The organism is Nocardia abscessus NBRC 100374 (assembly GCF_000308455.1).
In the GTDB taxonomy this organism is placed as follows: domain Bacteria; phylum Actinomycetota; class Actinomycetes; order Mycobacteriales; family Mycobacteriaceae; genus Nocardia; species Nocardia abscessus.
In genome coordinates, this window is record NZ_BAFP01000020.1 from 29,204 (window position 1) to 44,856 (window position 15,653).

Annotated in this window: 13 protein-coding genes; 9 read left to right on the forward strand and 4 right to left on the reverse strand. The window is 69.1% G+C overall.

Annotated features, from left to right (window positions below; translation table 11 throughout):
* The first annotated feature begins 267 nt into the window (after window positions 1-267).
* On the forward strand, window positions 268-1,578 hold the full coding sequence (gene nbtS, locus ON19_RS03570) for a nocobactin biosynthesis salicylate synthase NbtS (RefSeq protein WP_043686668.1): 1,311 nt from the start codon (window positions 268-270) through the stop codon (window positions 1,576-1,578).
* A gap of 56 nt (window positions 1,579-1,634) precedes the next feature.
* On the opposite strand, the gene ON19_RS03575 is transcribed toward nbtS, so the two are convergent.
* Complete coding sequence (locus ON19_RS03575; RefSeq protein WP_043686673.1) at window positions 1,635-3,251, reverse strand: (2,3-dihydroxybenzoyl)adenylate synthase; 1,617 nt, start codon at window positions 3,249-3,251, stop codon at window positions 1,635-1,637.
* Between the two features lie 113 nt (window positions 3,252-3,364).
* Here ON19_RS03575 and ON19_RS03580 point away from each other — a divergent pair, with 113 nt between their 5' ends.
* The 3 genes from ON19_RS03580 to ON19_RS03590 all read left to right on the forward strand — a co-directional run bounded on the left by ON19_RS03580 (window position 3,365) and on the right by ON19_RS03590 (window position 6,213).
* Window positions 3,365-4,243, forward strand: coding sequence for an oxidoreductase (locus ON19_RS03580; protein ID WP_043686677.1), 879 nt, complete (start codon window positions 3,365-3,367; stop codon window positions 4,241-4,243).
* Window positions 4,244-4,357: 114 nt separating this feature from the next.
* On the forward strand, window positions 4,358-4,828 hold the full coding sequence (locus ON19_RS03585) for a carboxymuconolactone decarboxylase family protein (protein WP_043686680.1): 471 nt from the start codon (window positions 4,358-4,360) through the stop codon (window positions 4,826-4,828).
* A gap of 293 nt (window positions 4,829-5,121) precedes the next feature.
* Window positions 5,122-6,213: a 3-deoxy-7-phosphoheptulonate synthase gene (locus ON19_RS03590; protein ID WP_043686681.1), complete on the forward strand. Its 1,092-nt coding sequence runs from the start codon at window positions 5,122-5,124 to the stop codon at window positions 6,211-6,213.
* A 132-nt stretch (window positions 6,214-6,345) separates the two neighbouring features.
* Here ON19_RS03590 and ON19_RS03595 read toward each other — a convergent pair whose 3' ends face one another.
* Window positions 6,346-6,846, reverse strand: a complete 501-nt coding sequence (locus tag ON19_RS03595; protein ID WP_227954593.1) for a class I SAM-dependent methyltransferase — start codon at window positions 6,844-6,846, stop codon at window positions 6,346-6,348.
* Window positions 6,847-6,892: 46 nt separating this feature from the next.
* Window positions 6,893-7,504, reverse strand: coding sequence for a GNAT family N-acetyltransferase (locus tag ON19_RS03600; RefSeq protein WP_043686750.1), 612 nt, complete (start codon window positions 7,502-7,504; stop codon window positions 6,893-6,895).
* A 107-nt stretch (window positions 7,505-7,611) separates the two neighbouring features.
* Here ON19_RS03600 and ON19_RS03605 point away from each other — a divergent pair, with 107 nt between their 5' ends.
* The 3 genes from ON19_RS03605 to ON19_RS03615 all read left to right on the forward strand — a co-directional run bounded on the left by ON19_RS03605 (window position 7,612) and on the right by ON19_RS03615 (window position 10,477).
* Window positions 7,612-8,523 (forward strand): sigma-70 family RNA polymerase sigma factor, encoded by a 912-nt coding sequence (locus ON19_RS03605; protein ID WP_043686686.1) that lies wholly within the window; start codon window positions 7,612-7,614, stop codon window positions 8,521-8,523.
* 176 nt (window positions 8,524-8,699) lie between these two features.
* Complete coding sequence (locus ON19_RS03610; RefSeq protein WP_043686688.1) at window positions 8,700-9,866, forward strand: pyridoxal phosphate-dependent aminotransferase; 1,167 nt, start codon at window positions 8,700-8,702, stop codon at window positions 9,864-9,866.
* A gap of 50 nt (window positions 9,867-9,916) precedes the next feature.
* Window positions 9,917-10,477, forward strand: coding sequence for a dihydrofolate reductase family protein (locus ON19_RS03615; RefSeq protein ID WP_043686691.1), 561 nt, complete (start codon window positions 9,917-9,919; stop codon window positions 10,475-10,477).
* Between the two features lie 33 nt (window positions 10,478-10,510).
* On the opposite strand, the gene ON19_RS03620 is transcribed toward ON19_RS03615, so the two are convergent.
* The gene (locus ON19_RS03620; RefSeq protein WP_043686695.1) at window positions 10,511-11,155 is read right to left on the reverse strand and encodes a LysE family translocator; all 645 of its coding nucleotides are present in this window, start codon (window positions 11,153-11,155) and stop codon (window positions 10,511-10,513) included.
* 504 nt (window positions 11,156-11,659) lie between these two features.
* Between ON19_RS03620 and ON19_RS03625 the strand changes: the two genes are divergently transcribed.
* Window positions 11,660-13,822 (forward strand): acyltransferase family protein, encoded by a 2,163-nt coding sequence (locus tag ON19_RS03625; RefSeq protein ID WP_043686754.1) that lies wholly within the window; start codon window positions 11,660-11,662, stop codon window positions 13,820-13,822.
* A gap of 153 nt (window positions 13,823-13,975) precedes the next feature.
* Window positions 13,976-15,634, forward strand: a complete 1,659-nt coding sequence (locus ON19_RS03630) for a DNA repair helicase XPB (protein ID WP_043686699.1) — start codon at window positions 13,976-13,978, stop codon at window positions 15,632-15,634.
* Window positions 15,635-15,653 lie beyond the last annotated feature (19 nt).

The following is a 15,653-nucleotide window of genomic DNA, read 5'->3' on the forward strand; positions in this document are numbered from 1 at the left end:
GTGACGCTCTCCACTATTCAATCCCGGCGGGTCTCCTCCGCGCAGGCAGTCGGCGTGGCGAGTTCGGTTCGGGCGGCACGGATGGCGCGATCGCCGCACCGGATGGCGGACGTGGGTGCGGGCGAAAGTGCTTGCCGGGTGGTGACCATGCCGCTCGGAGTGATCGCTCGGCGACGGCATTGTGGCCGCGAGCACACCCCGCACAGTGAAGGAGGTAATGCTAACCTTACCTCCACAAGTTAGGCCAGGGTTACCTTTGGAGGATCGTTGTCGACCACGGAACGCCTGCGGGTTGAGTATGTGACCGATCCGGCGGCAGCGATGTCCCGGCTGGCAGGGGCGGATCGGTTCGGCGAGTACGTGATGTACGAGCGTCCGGGGGAATGGGTCTTCGCCGCCGATCCGATCGGCAGTGTCGAACTGGACGCGCGGGAACTGCGCGTCACCTGGGAGGGACAGACCACGACCAGCGGATGGGAAGGCAACCCGGCAGGCGTGATCGACCGTGCGCTCGGCAGGCTTCCCCTCGACGGGCGAAACGCCTACGGCTGGATCGCATTCGAATTCTGCGCGTGGGCCCTCGACGCCACCGAGCACGTGGACCCGCGCACCGCGCTCGCGCACCTGATGATCCCCCGGATCGAGGTCAGGGTGAGCGAATTCGGCGTTCAGGTGGCGGGTGCGACGCCCGCGGAGACCGGTGACATCCACGATCTGATCGCGCAGTCGCAGAACACCGAACTGCCGCAGGCGCATCCGGCCGACATCCGAGTCGATCCCACCGGGTACCAGGACCGGGTCGCCGAGGCGGTCGGTGAGATCCAGGCCGGCCGCTACCAGAAGGTCATCCTGTCCAGGAAGGTCGAACTGCCGTTCGCGGTGGACGTTCCGGCCACCTATCGGCTCGGGCGCGCGCACAACACTCCGGCGCGGTCGTTCCTGCTGCGGCTGGGCGGCCTGGAGGCGGCCGGCTTCAGCCCCGAACTGGTCGCGTCCGTGGACGACGAGCGGGTGGTGACCACCGAGCCGCTGGCGGGCACCCGTGCCTTCGGTCGCGGCTCGGTGGCCGACCTCGCCGCCAAAGCCGACCTGATCAGCGACCCGAAAGAAATCGTGGAACACGCGATTTCGGTGCAGACCTCGTTCGCGGAGATCGCGGCCGTCGCCGATCCCGGAACGCCCGCGGTGTCGGACTTCATGGCCGTGCGCGAGCGTGGCAGTGTGCAGCATCTGGCGTCCACGGTGCGGGGGCGGCTGGCCGCGGACCGATCCAGCTGGGACGCATTGGAGGTGCTGTTCCCGTCGGTGACCGCCTCGGGGATTCCCAAGCGCGCGGGCGTCGACTCGGTGTTCCGGCTCGACCACGACCCGCGCGGGTTGTATTCCGGCGCGGTGGTGACCGTTTCCCCGACCGGTGCCCTGGAGGCGACCCTCGTGTTGCGCGCGGTGTACCAGAACACCGAGGGGGCCTGGCTGCGCGCGGGCGCGGGCATCGTCGGCCAGTCACGGCCGGAGCGCGAGTTCGAAGAGACCTGCGAGAAATTGGGCAGCATCGCGCCGTATGTGGTGAAGGCCTAGCGAAAAGCCGACGGGCAGCGCACCGATGATGCGCTGCCCGTCGGCTTTCCGCGGTCCTACTGCTCGGCGCGCAGCGCTTTCTTGTCGATCTTGCCGACCGCGGTGATCGGCAGCTCGTCACTGCGGCGCAGCACGTCCGGCAGCTTGTAGGTGGCCAGGCCGCGTGCGGCGAGGAAGGTCTTGATCTCGGCCAACGTCGGCATCTCGCCGTCGACGACCAAGACGGCGCAGACCTTTTCGCCCAGCGCCGCATCCGGTAGACCCACGGCGGCGGCGTGCCGGACGGCGGGGTGGGCGAGCAGGTGTTCCTCGAGTTCGTCGCAGGAGACGTTCTCGCCGCCGCGGTTGATCACGTCCTTGATCCGGCCGGACACCACCAGGTGGCCGCTGGGCAGACGGCGCACCAGGTCACCGCTGCGATAGAAGCCGTCCGGGGTGAACGCGCGCGCGTTGTGCTCGGGTGCGCGGTAGTAGCCGCGGATCGTGTACGGCCCTCTGGTCAGCAGCTCGCCCTCCGCGCCTGGCGCCACCTCGTTGCCGTCGGCGTCGGCCACGCGGACCTCGTCGGCGGGTGACAGCGGCCTGCCCTGGGTGGTGTGCAGCAGGTCGGCCGGATCGTCGAGCCGGGTGTAGTTGAGCAGGCCCTCGGCCATGCCGAACACCTGTTGCAGGGTGGCGCCCAGCGCCGGGGTCACTTCCTTGGCGTTGACCTCGGCCAGTCGCGCGCCGCCGACCTGGAGCAGACGCAGCGAACTCAGGTCGGCCTCTTCCCATTCGGTGGCCGCGCACCAGAGTTGGGCCAGCGGCGGGACGACGGCGGTGACCGTCACCCGGTGCCGCTCGATCGCGGCGAACGCGCTCTCCGGGCTCGGGTCGCCGACGAAGGCGACCGACCCGCCCACCGCGACGGTGCCGAGGACTCCCGGGCAGGCCAGCGGAAAGTTGTGTGCGGCGGGCAGTGTCGCGAGGTAGACGTCCTGCTCGGTCAGTTCGCACACCTGCGCGCTGGCGGTGGCGTTGTAGACGTAGTCGTCGTGCGTGCGCGCGATCAGCTTCGGCAGGCCGGTGGTGCCGCCGGAGACCAGCATGAGGGCGATGTCGCCCGGATCTATCTCGGGGAGTTCACCACCCGCACGCGGGATCGAGGTGAGGTCGGTGAACGGCCCGGGATCGCCGAGCACCAGGACGTGGCGCAGCGAAGGCACCGCGTCGCGCACGGTCGCCGCCAGTTCGCGATAGTCGAAGTCGCCCGCCCGGTCCGCGATGATGTAGCCGACCGACTCCGAAAGCCGGGCCAAGTGCTCGATTTCGGCCCGTCGATGCGCAGGCAGGCTCAACACGGGAATGATTCCGGCGCGCAACAGGCCGAACAGCACGGTCAGGAACTCGGGCACGTTCGGGAGCTGGACCACCACGCGGTCGCCGGGAGCGATGCCCAGCGCGAGCAGCCCGTGCGCCATCCCGTCCGCGGCGGCGTCGATGTCGGCGTAACTGCGTGTGCCCCGCGCGTCGAGCAGTGCGGGGCGCTGGGGATGCCGGTGCGCGGTCGCGCGCAGCAGGTCCCCGAGCGGGCGCCCAGCCCAGTATCCGGCGGCTCGATATTCCGCGGCCGTGTGCGCGGGGAAAGGTACGTAGCCGTCGCGATGCGCGGACTCGGTCGGTGTGGAAGTCACGGTCTGCCTCACAGATGTCAAGCCAAGGTTTTGCTCTATATAGGTTAGGCAACCCTACTGTTCGGCGTGTCCGAACCTGCCGCCCGGCGTCGGCGCGCACTAGACTTTTCCTCATGACCAGGTGGGACACCTCCGACATCCCCGACCAGAGCGGTCGGAAGTTCATCGTGACAGGGGCCAACAGTGGCCTGGGGGCCGAAACGGTGCGCGCGCTGATCGCTGCGGGAGGCGAGGTGGTGCTGGCCTGCCGGAACCTGGCCAAAGGGGAGCGGGTGGCCGCCGGACTCGGCGACCGGGCCCAGGTGCGTGAGCTGGATCTGGCCGATCTCGCCTCGGTCCGCGCGTTCGCCGAGGGCGTCGACGGTGCCGACGTGCTGATCAACAACGCGGGCGTGATGGCCGTGCCGGAGGGGCGCACCGCCGACGGCTTCGAAAAACAGATCGGCACCAACCATCTCGGCCACTTCGCGCTCACCGGGCTGCTGCTGAACAAGATCTCCGACCGGATCGTCACCGTCTCCAGCGGTGCGCACCAGGTCGGCAAGATCGACCTGGACGATCTGAACTGGGAGCGGCGCAAGTACCAGCGGTGGGCCGCTTACGGGCAGGCCAAGCTGGCCAACCTGATGTTCGCTCGTGAGCTGCAGCGCCGGTTGAGCGCCGTTGGCTCGGCGAAGGTCTCGGTCGCCGCGCATCCCGGCTACGCTTCCACCGAATTGCAGTCGCACACCGAGTCGTTCCTGGACCAGGTGATGTGGCTGGGCAACCGGGTGTTCGCGCAGAACGCCGCCATGGGCGCGTTGCCGACGCTGTACGCAGCGACCACCGACGTGCAGCCCGGCGGCTACTACGGGCCGACCGGACTCGGCGGCATGCGCGGTTACCCAGGGCCGTCCGGATCGTCGAAAGCCTCCAGGGACGAGAAGGTCGCGGCGGATCTGTGGGAGCTGTCGGAGAAGCTGACCGGCGTCACCTACGACTTCACGAAATAAGCGCCACTTCGCCTTTCGGGCACTGTGATCCACGTCTCACGGTCCGCTGTCACACTCCGGCGCACCGCGTCGTCCTCCTGATGAACCCGCAGGGAACGACAAAGGACGGACATCATGGAACAGCGCTTCGAACTCTTCAGCAACCCGGTCGGCGGCAGCTTCGTCAAGCGGCTGACGATGGCCTCGAAGGTGATCAACGATTCCACCCTGCCCGCCGCGACGTATGAATTGGTGAAGATCCGCGCCAGCCAGATCAACGGCTGCGGCTACTGCACCGACATGCACACCAAGGACGCCGCGCACGCGGGCGAGACCTCCGTGCGGCTCAACCTGATCGCCGCGTGGCACGAGGCCACCGTCTTCACCGAGGCCGAGCGCGCCGCGCTGGCGCTCACCGAGGAGGCCACCCGGATCGGCGACGGCCGCGCGGTCAGCGACGCGGTGTGGCAGGAAGTGCGCAAGCACTACGACGACGACCAGATCGCCGCCCTCATCGCCGCCATCGCGATGATCAACGCCTGGAACCGGATGAACGTCATCGCCCGCACCCCGGCGGGCAGTTACGTGCCCGGTCAGTGGGGATGAGACCGGATCCTTCGTCAGCGCTCGCTGCGTCGCGGCCCCCTTCTCGGCGGGGGCCGCGAAAGTCGCGGCAACCTACACTGTGGTGTGCGGCACTGGTCGTTCACCGATCGGTTGCAGGCTGGTACTGTCCCTGACGTGCAGCGCGTGTATTTCTGGTTTAGCAAGCCGGCCCTGGGTGGGCTGGTCTGCGGCAACCGCGTGCGCTGACTGACTTCCACCCCGAGCCGGACGATGGACCGGCTCGACGGGATTTCTGCTCCGTGGGTCGGCCTCGAGAAAAGGAAACCCACGACATGACAACCGCAGCCGACGTCGACGCGCGGCATTCCGATCTGGACGATCAACGCACCCTCAACATCAGCCCGCTGCGTTCGCCGGCTGAGGTGCGTCGCGTGCACCCGATCACCGATGCGCTCGCCGATACCGTCCGTGCGGGGCGCAAAGCCACCGTCGACGTGCTGAACGGCGCGGACGATCGCCTGATGGTGATCGTCGGCCCGTGCTCGGTGCACGACCCCGCCGCCGCGCTGGACTACGCGCGCCGCCTCGCGGCGAAGGCCGCCGAACTCGACGACCGGCTGCACGTGGTGATGCGGGTCTACTTCGAGAAGCCGCGTACCAGCCTGGGCTGGAAGGGCCTGATCAACGACCCGCACCTGGACGGCTCGTTCGACGTCAACACCGGACTGGGCTTCGGACGCAAGCTGCTGGTCGACATCACCGCGCTCGGTCTCCCGGTGGCCTGTGAGTTCCTGGACCCGATCACTCCGCAGTACATCGCGGACCTGGTGTCCTACGGCGCGATCGGTGCGCGCACCGCGGCCAGCCAGGTGCACCGCCAGCTCAGCAGCGCGCTGTCGATGCCGGTCGGAATCAAGAACGGCACCGACGGCGACGTCCAGGTGGCGGTGGACGGTGTGCGCGCCGCGGCGGCCAGTCACGTGTTCCCCGGCACCGACCTCGACGGCCGCTCCGCGCTCATCCGCACCACCGGCAATCCGGACTGCCACGTGATCCTGCGCGGCGGCAGCAACGGCCCGAACTACGACGCGGCATCGGTCGCCGAGGCGTGCCTGCGGCTGGAGAAAGCGTCCCTGCCGCAGCGGATCGTGGTGGACGCCAGCCACGGCAACAGCAACAAGGACCACAACAAGCAGGTCGACGTGGTCGCCGATATCGCGCGGCGGCTGGCGGCGGGCGAGGCGGCAGTCGTCGGCGTCATGCTGGAGAGCTTCCTGGTCGCGGGACGTCAGGACCTCACCCTCGGCCGCGCCGACGAGCTCACCTACGGACAGTCCATCACCGACGCCTGCCTGGACTGGGAGACCACCGCGAGCCAGCTGGACCGCCTGGCCGAGGCGGTGGGGCAGCGCCGCGAGCGCTGATCCGTCCGACGGGACGCTCGAGCCGACGGTGCTGCGCAGCATGAGTCGTACAGGTCGCGGGCGAAGTCGCCCGCGCTCACGTCGACGTGCGGACGCCGTTGGTCGAGCACCGTAGCCGTTGGTCGAGCACCGTCAGCAACAGAGCACGCCCAGTAGGTCGCCGGACGAGATGGTGCGGACAGCGAAACCCGCTTCGGTCAGGTGTCCGGTCAGCCGGGCGAGCGGTGGCTTCGGGCTGGTCGGATCCGCGGCGTCGGGCGGGCCGTAGCCGTAGTACAGGCCCAGCGTTCCCCCGGGCGCCAGCAGCCGCCGGATCAGGGCGAGTTCGGCGGTGGGGCGCTTGGTCCAGAACAGGTTGACGTTCACCGCAAGGACTTTGTCGAAACCCGCCGCGCCGAGCCCGGTCTCGCGCAGCAGCCGGTCCGGGTCCAGATCCGCGAGGTCGGCGTGCACCAAGCGGACCCGGCCCGATGCGAGGTGCGCGGCATGCCGTCTACTCGCGCGGGCGATGGCCGTGACCGAACGTTCCACGCCGACGACCGTGCCGTCGATCGCCTGCTCGGCGAGGCAGGCGATCGAATCGCTGGAACCGGGACCGATTTCCAGCACTCGATCGGCGGGCCGCACCGCCATGGTTCTTACGATCCAGGGGAATCGCGGGTCGGCTGTCATCGGCGAGCTACGCCGGGCCGGGCGTCTGCGCGATCGGCGTCCGGACACGAGCGAACTCGGCGGGCCAGTCGTCCGCCGGGCCGGGCGGGTCGGTGCGCAGTCGGGCGGCGAACCAGTGGTCGCGGCGTCGTCCGCGCTGGATGCTGCCCAGCCGGGCCAGGCCCTCGTACCGGAATCCGGCGCGGCGCGCGACCGCGGCCGAGGCGTAGTTGCCGACGTACGCGCGCCAGGCGATCCGCTCCAGTGCCAGGCCGTCGGCGCGGAACCCGAACTCGCACACCAGCTCGACCGCCTGGGTCATCAGGCCCCGCGACCGCTGCGACGAGACGAGCCAGAAACCGATCTCGGCCGCGCTCTCGTCGCGTTCGCCGAGACCGATCATGCCGACGACCGGCCCGTCGGAGCGCAACCGGATCGCCCAGGTGGGGCTGCGCGCCGCCCAACCCGGGCCCACCATCTCCTCGATGAAGGTCACGGCGCTGTCCCGTACGTAGGGCACCGGGATGGTCACCCATTCCGCGATGTCCGGATCCTGGCAGCACTCGGTGATGGTGTCGATATCATCCGTCGTCGGGGGCGACAGCCAGATCGTTCCGTTCGACAGCACTTGCTGGTCCATCGCGTCATGTTGCCACGGAACGGTTCGGCGGATCATCCGGTTATCTCGCACAAACCTGTAGATGCCGCGCGGGAACCTTCCAGACCCGGACCGTAGACTTCCCCTCGATGGTTGCCGCGCTGCTTTCCGACCTGTTCGAGTCACATCGGGCGCATCTGCTCTCGGTCGCCTACCGGCTGACGGGCAGCGTCGGCGATGCCGAGGACGCGGTCCAGGAGAGCTGGTTGCGCTTGGCGGGCGCCCACCAGTCCGAGATCGAGGATCTGCGGGCTTGGCTGACCACCGTGGTGACCCGCATCTGCCTGGACCGTCTGCGAAGCGCGGCGGCGCGGCGGGAAAGCTACGTAGGTCAGTGGCTGCCGGAGCCCGTGGTCACCGCACGCACGCCGTCGAGCGCTCCCGACCCGCTGGAAGCGGTGGTGCGCAAGCAGGAGTGCCGGTTCGCGGCGCTGGTCGTGCTGGACACCCTGACGCCGCCGCAACGCGTGGCCTTCGTACTGCACGACGGGCTGTCGGTGCCGTTCGACGAGATCGCCGACATCCTGGGCGTTTCGGCCGACGCGGCGCGGCAGCTGGCGGTGCGTGCCCGCAAGGCGGTGACGCAGACGCCGCAGCCGGTGCCGAATGCCGAGCACGAGGCCGCCGTCGTACGTTTTCTCACCGCGCTGAGCTCCGGTGACGTGGCCGCCGTCGCGGCGGCGCTGCATCCGGACGCGGTGATGATCGGCGATGCCAACGGCACCACCGCCACCGCGATCAACGTGCTGCACGGCGCGGATCGCATCGCCCGCTTCTACCTGGGCTTGGTGCGCAAGTACGGCTTCGAGGACGCGTCGCCGGACTTCGAAATCGTCTCGGTCAACGGGCAATTGGGGCTCGCGGTCCAGGCGCGGCCGGCGCGGGAAGGCCGGAGCGGTTATCCCGCGCGTGTAGTCGGCTTCACGGTCCGTGACGGATTGGTCTGGGGTACTTACGATCTCGCGAATCCAGCCAAACTGGGCGGGATTCGTCTGAGTTGAGCCGCACCAGGCCGCCGCCCGGTGGGGATCGGCCAGGACGCTGACGGACCCGGCCAGTTCCCGTGAACGCCCCGGCTCCCGGCCAGGGGACGAGCGAACGCCCCCTGCCGAGGCACCCGCTACCAGCGGGTTTGTGGGGTAGAACACGGGGAGCTGGGCTGAGCTAGTCTCCGGTTATGCCCTCGCGACATCAGACCGTTGCCCGCCTGCGTCCCTTCGCCTCCACGATCTTCGCCGAGATGACCGAACTCGCCGTCCGGCACGACGCGGTCAACCTGGGGCAGGGGTTCCCCGACACCGACGGGCCCGCGAGCATGCTCGAAGTCGCGCGGCGCGCCATCGCGGACGGTCTCAACCAGTATCCGCCCGGGCGTGGCATGCCGGTGCTGCGCCGGGCCGTCGCCGCCGACCGCGCCCGGCGCTACGGGACCGAGTACGACCCGGACACGCAGGTGCTGGTGACGGTGGGTGCCACCGAGGCGATCAGCGCGGCGGTGCTGGGCCTGGTCGAGCCCGGTGAGGAGGTCGTGCTGATCGAGCCGTACTACGACTCGTATGCCGCGGCGGTGGCGCTGGCGGGCGCCCGGCGGCGTACGGCTCGGCTGGTGGCCGACGGAGACCGCTTCGTGCTGGACCTGGACAGCCTGCGCGCCGCGATCACTCCGGCGACCCGGATGCTCGTCGTCAACTCGCCGCACAATCCGACCGGCACGGTGCTGGGGCGCCCGGACCTATTGGCGATCGCCGAGATCGCCTGCGAGCACGATCTTCTGGTGCTCACCGACGAGGTCTACGAGCACCTGGTGTACGACGGTGCCGAACACGTCAGCCTGGCCACCCTGCCCGGTATGGCCGAGCGCACGATAGTGGTGTCCAGTGCGGCGAAGACTTTCAGCGTCACCGGGTGGAAGACCGGGTGGGCTTGCGGGCCAGCGGATTTGATCGATGGAGTGCTCGCGGCCAAACAGTTCATGACGTTCGTGGCGGGCGGGCCGTTCCAGCCCGCCGTGGCGCACGCGATCGACCACGAGCTGGGCTGGGTCGGTGAGCTGCGGAACGCGTTGTCCGAGAAACGGCTTCGTCTTTCCGCAGCGCTCAGCGACACCGGTCTGCGGGTGTATCCGAGCGCGGGCGGCTACTTCGTCGTCGCCGACATCACCCCGCTCGGCGCCGCCGACGGTCTGGCGTTCTGCCGCGAACTGCCGAAGCGTCTCGGGGTGGCGGCGGTGCCGCTCAGCGTGTTCGCCGACGACACCGCCGCGTGGAACCACCTGGTGCGTTTCACCTTCTGCAAGCGGGACGAGACGCTGGACGAGGGCGTGCGCCGGTTGCGTCACGGCTGATTCGCAAACCTTGCCGTGAACTGTCAGGTTTCGCTGGCAACCTTGCGTGCATGGCTACCCAGTACTACACCGCAACCAGTCTGGACGGATACCTCGCCGATCCGGACAACTCACTGACCTGGCTGTTCGAGGTGGACGGCGCGGACGAGGCGCAGGCGGGCATGGCGGGCTTCCTCGCCCGGGTCGGCGCCCTGTGCATGGGCGCGACCACCTACGAGTGGATGGTGGCCAACGATTCGCCGGAGAACTGGCACACCTACTACGGCGACCTTCCGTGCTGGGTGTTCACCCACCGGGAGCTGCCCGCGATACCCGGTACGAATCTTCGGTTCGTGTCGGGGACGGTCGAGTCGGTGCACCAGGAGATGGTGCGCGCGGCAGGCGACCGCAATATCTGGGTCGTCGGCGGCGGCGACCTGGCCGGGCAATTCGCCGACGCCGGGTTGCTCGACGACGTCATGGTGAGCATCGTGCCGGTGACCCTGGGCGCGGGCGCGCCGCTGCTGCCGCGACGCATCCTGTCCACCCGGATGCGCCTGGTCGCCGTCGAGCAGGCCGGTCAATTCGCCGAACTGCGCTATCGCCTCGCGGGCCCGCTCGAATCGCGTTGAGCCGAGCGACCGCCGCACCGCCGTCACATCGGCTCAGGCCGGTGTGGGGCGGGTGCGGTCGGTGGCGAGCAGGACGGCGATCGCGCCGAGCATCGTGCCGGTGAGATAGCGCTGGACGCGCAGCCACAGCGGGCGGCCGGTGACCAACGTCGCCAGCCCGCCCGCGCCGAGCACGATCAGGGCGTTCACGGTGAGCGCCACCGCGATCTGCACCGCGCCCAGGCACAGACTCTGCAACCAGACCTTGCCGTGCTCCGGCGTGACGAACTGCGGGATCAGCGCCATGTACATGATCGCGATCTTCGGATTCAGCAGGTTGGTGACCAGCCCCATCGCGAACAGCCGCCGCGTGGGATCCGCGGACAGCTCAGTGGGCGCGAACACCGAGACACCGCCCGGCCGCACCGCCTGCCAGGCCAGCCACCCGAGGTACGCCGCGCCCGCCAGCTTCACCGCCAGATACAGCCCGGGGACCACCGCGAACACGGCCGTGATCCCCGCCGTCGCCGCCGCCAGATATACCCCGAACCCAGCCGCCACCCCCGCCAACGACAACAACCCGGCCCGCCGCCCCTGCGACACCGTCCGCGACACCAGATACATCATGTTCGGCCCCGGCGTGAGAACCATCCCCAACGCCGCCACCGCAACCCCCGCCACCGCCGCCATCTCGATCATCCCCCGATCCTCACCCGCCCCGCCGCCCCCTGTCGCGGTCCACTTAACACCCGCTGGACGGAAGCGGGTGCTATCCACAGGCGTGTAGTTCCCGCGCGTTGGGACGCTCAACAGGCCGGTGCCGCGCAGGATCTCGAGATGATGCGAGGTCGCCGATTAGGACAAGCCCATCGCGTGGGCTATTTCGGCCAGCCTCTGGCAGCATTCGCATTCAGCACAGCGGACATCAGACATCTTTTGATGCATCTGGGAAACATCCGTGGCTGTTCGGTGACTGCGAAATTTTTATGCGTGGCGATCATTGTCGGTGCACCGAATGGGTGACTCTACTGGGATGAGTCCACGAGTAGGAACTGTTCGATCGCCCACTTCGTCGGCGTGTCGGCGGCCGCTGGGCCCGGGGGTCCGCGCCCGGTAGATTCAGAAAAGCCCAGGCCAGGGTAGGTAGGTGGTGGGCGGCGCGTCGGCGGGACAAGGGCGACAGCACGGATGACAATGCTGGTCATGACGGCCACGGTCAGCGGGTTGCGAAATCGGCGGGCGGATGATGGGGTGGGCGGCGCGTCGGATCGGGAGGGATTTCGGCCGGATATCGAGGGAATGCGGGCGGTCGCGGTAGCCGCTGTCGTGCTTTTTCATGCGGGTGTGCCGGGGATCGGGGGTGGATTCGTCGGTGTGGACGTGTTTTTCGTTATTTCCGGATTTCTCATCACCGGAATACTCTGCCGTGCGGCGGTGGCCACCGGCACTGTCGGGCTGGTGCGGTTCTACGGGGCGCGTGCGCGTCGACTGCTGCCCGCCGCGGGCGTAGTGCTGGTCGCCACGGCGATCGCCGCGGCCGCGTTGTTGCCGCCGTTGCAGGCTCGCGAAGTGCTCGGCGATGCAATCGCCTGCGCGCTGTATGCCGGGAACTACCGCTTCGCGCTGCACGGCACCGATTACCTGGCCGCCGACGCGCCGCCCTCGCCGTTTCAGCACTTTTGGTCGCTCGGCGTGGAGGAGCAGTTCTACCTGGTATGGCCCGCGCTGGTGATCGCGACGACCTGGCTGGTGCGGCGGCGTCGCAGCGGTTCGACCGGGCCGTTGCCGTACCTGGTCGTCCTCGGGGTGGTGGCCGCACTCTCCTTCGCGGTCTCGCTGATCTGGACGGAAGCGCTGCCACCGTGGGCGTTCTTCTCGCTCCCTGCCCGGGCTTGGGAACTGGCGGCGGGTGGCATGGTCGCGTTGACGGCCGTTGTGTGGTCCCGGCTGCCGGACGGCGTATCCGCCGTCGCGGGATGGGCCGGGTTCGGTGCGATTCTCGCGGCCTGCGTTCACCTCGACGAAAACGTGCCTTACCCGGGCACCGCGGCGCTGCTGCCCGTGCTGGGCACGGTCCTGGTGATCGGAGCCGGCTGCGCCCGCGCGCGATTCGGTGTCGGTCGCGTTCTTGCGGTGCCCGAGTTGCGCGCGATCGGCAGAGTGTCCTACCCCTGGTACCTCTGGCACTGGCCGGTGCTGGTGCTGGCGCCACAGGTGCTCGGCCGCCCGCTCGGATCGGTCGGCGCACTGGGCGCGGTCGCCACGGCCTGCGGACTCGCCATGCTCACCCAGCGGCTGGTCGAGGATCCGGTCCGCTTCGCCGTTCGGTTGCGAAGTTCGGCCCGGCTCAGCCTCGCGTGCGGCGGCGCGAGCACCGCGATCGCGATCTGCGTGGCGCTGGCGCTGCTCACGGTGGTGTCCGCCCCGGTCGGCCGCGGCGCGGCGGCGCAGCGGCTCACACTCACACCGGTGGCACCGGCTACCCCCGCCGCCGACCCCCATGACGACGTGATCCGGCAGTTGACGGCACAAACTCAGTCGGCGATCGCCGCCTCCGCCGACATCCGCGACGTTCCGGCCAACCTCACTCCCTCGCTCGCCGATGCGCGTGGCGACCGGGCGGAGGTGTTCGACAACGGTTGCGTCCGGTCCTGGCACGAGGTGGGCCAGGCCGAGTGCGCCTCCGGCGATCCGGACGCGGCCACCACGGTGGCCTTGGTCGGCGATTCCCACGCGGCGATGTGGCAGCCGGCGTTCGAGCAGATCGCCGTATCACGCCACTGGCGGCTGGAGACCATGGCCAAAGTCACCTGTCCGCTGTTCGACCTGCCGATCACCAGCCCCTATCTGGGCCGCGCGTACACCGAATGCGAGCAGTGGCGCGGGCAGATCCTGACGCGGCTGGCGCACAAGCGCCCCCGGCTGATCGTGGTGAGCATGTCGCGGCGCTACGGCGGCGACTTCGGCTTCGTGTCCTACGACCAGGCGTGGATCGACAGCCTGCACCGGCTGGTCGCCCAGCTGAGCACGACCGGCTCGGCTGTCCTCGTGCTCGGCGCGATCCCCGATCCCCATGCCACCGTGCCCGCGTGCGTGGCCGCACATATCGGCGATGCCTCGGCCTGCGCTCCCGCGCGGCCGGTCGCGGTCGACGACGCGGGCATTGCGGCCGAGCACGCGGCGGTGACGGCAGGCGGCGGACAGTACGCCGACCTGACCGCGCTGTTCTGCACCGCGGCTCGCTGCCCCGTCATCGTCGGGAACAACCTCGTCTACCGTGACGACAACCACCTCACGATCGGTTACGCCGAGACCCTCGGGCCGGTAATCGGTGCGCTCGCCGAACGCGCGCTCAGCCACGGCTGAGCCGGCCCGTATCGGGGACCGCGGGAAGACATCGCGCCCTTCCGGCGTTGCACCCGGTCACCGCCGCACCCGCGCCCTGCGGGAAGGCCCGGTAACCTGCGGGTTGTCGGAGGGGTCGGGGAGAATGGCGGGGAATCTATCGGAGGAGGGACTGTGAACGACGGTCCGCTGATCGTGCAGAGTGACAAGACGCTGCTGCTGGAGGTCGACCACGAGTCGGCCGACACGGCGCGGCAGGCGATCGCGCCGTTCGCCGAGCTGGAGCGGGCGCCCGAACATGTGCACACCTATCGGGTGACCCCGCTGGCGCTGTGGAACGCGCGGGCGGCCGGGCACGATGCCGAGCAGGTGGTGGACGCGCTGGTCAGCTTCTCCCGGTACGCCGTGCCGCAGCCGTTGCTGGTCGACGTGGTGGACACCATGGCCCGCTACGGCAGGTTGCAGCTGGTCAAGCATCCCGCGCACGGGTTGACGCTGGTCAGCCTGGATCGCGCGGTGCTGGAGGAGGTGCTCCGGCACAAGAAGATCGCCCCCATGCTCGGCGCGCGCATCGATGACGACACGGTAGTGGTGCACCCGTCCGAGCGCGGCCGGATCAAGCAGATGCTGCTGAAGATCGGCTGGCCCGCCGAGGACCTCGCGGGCTACGTCGACGGCGAGGCGCACTCGATCGAGCTCGACTACGCGACCGACGGCTGGCACCTGCGCGACTACCAGCAGATGGCCGCCGACTCGTTCTGGGCGGGCGGCTCCGGTGTGGTGGTGCTGCCCTGCGGCGCGGGCAAGACGATGGTCGGCGCCGCGGCGATGGCCAAGGCGAAGGCGACCACGCTGATCTTGGTCACCAACACGGTGGCAGGCAGGCAGTGGCGGCGCGAACTGCTCGCGCGCACCTCGCTCACCGAAGAAGAGATCGGCGAGTACTCAGGAGAACGCAAGGAGATCCGCCCGGTCACCATCGCCACCTACCAGGTGATCACCCGCCGCACCAAAGGCGAGTACAAGCACCTGGAACTGTTCGACAGCCGCGATTGGGGCTTGGTCATCTACGACGAGGTGCACCTGCTGCCCGCCCCGGTCTTCCGGATGACCGCCGATCTGCAGTCCCGGCGCAGGCTCGGCCTGACCGCCACGCTGGTGCGCGAGGACGGCCGCGAGGGCGACGTGTTCTCGCTGATCGGCCCCAAGCGCTACGACGCGCCGTGGAAGGACATCGAGGCCCAGGGGTGGATCGCCCCTGCCGAATGCATCGAGGTGCGGGTCACGCTGACCGATGCGGAGCGGATGACCTACGCCACCGCCGAGCCGGAGGAGCGCTACAAGCTGTGCTCCACCGCGCACACCAAAATCGCTGTGGTCGAGTCGATTCTGGCCCAGCACCGGGACGCGCCCACCCTTGTCATCGGCGCCTATCTGGACCAGCTGGACGAACTCGGCGCCGCGCTCGACGCCCCGGTGATCCAGGGTTCGACGAAGACCAAGGACCGCGAGGAGCTCTTCGACGCGTTCCGGCGCGGCGAGATCCCGGTGCTCGTGGTGAGCAAGGTGGCGAACTTCTCCATCGATTTGCCGGAAGCGTCCGTGGCCGTGCAGGTTTCGGGTACCTTCGGCTCTCGACAGGAGGAGGCGCAGCGCCTGGGCCGGCTGCTGCGCCCGAAACAGGACGGGGGCCAGGCCCATTTCTACTCCGTGGTCGCGCGCGACACCCTCGACGCCGAATATGCTGCTCATCGCCAGCGTTTTCTCGCCGAACAAGGGTATGCCTACCGCATCACGGATGCCGACGACTTGCTCGGCCCCGCCATCGGATAAGCGGAGGCATTTCCTCCGC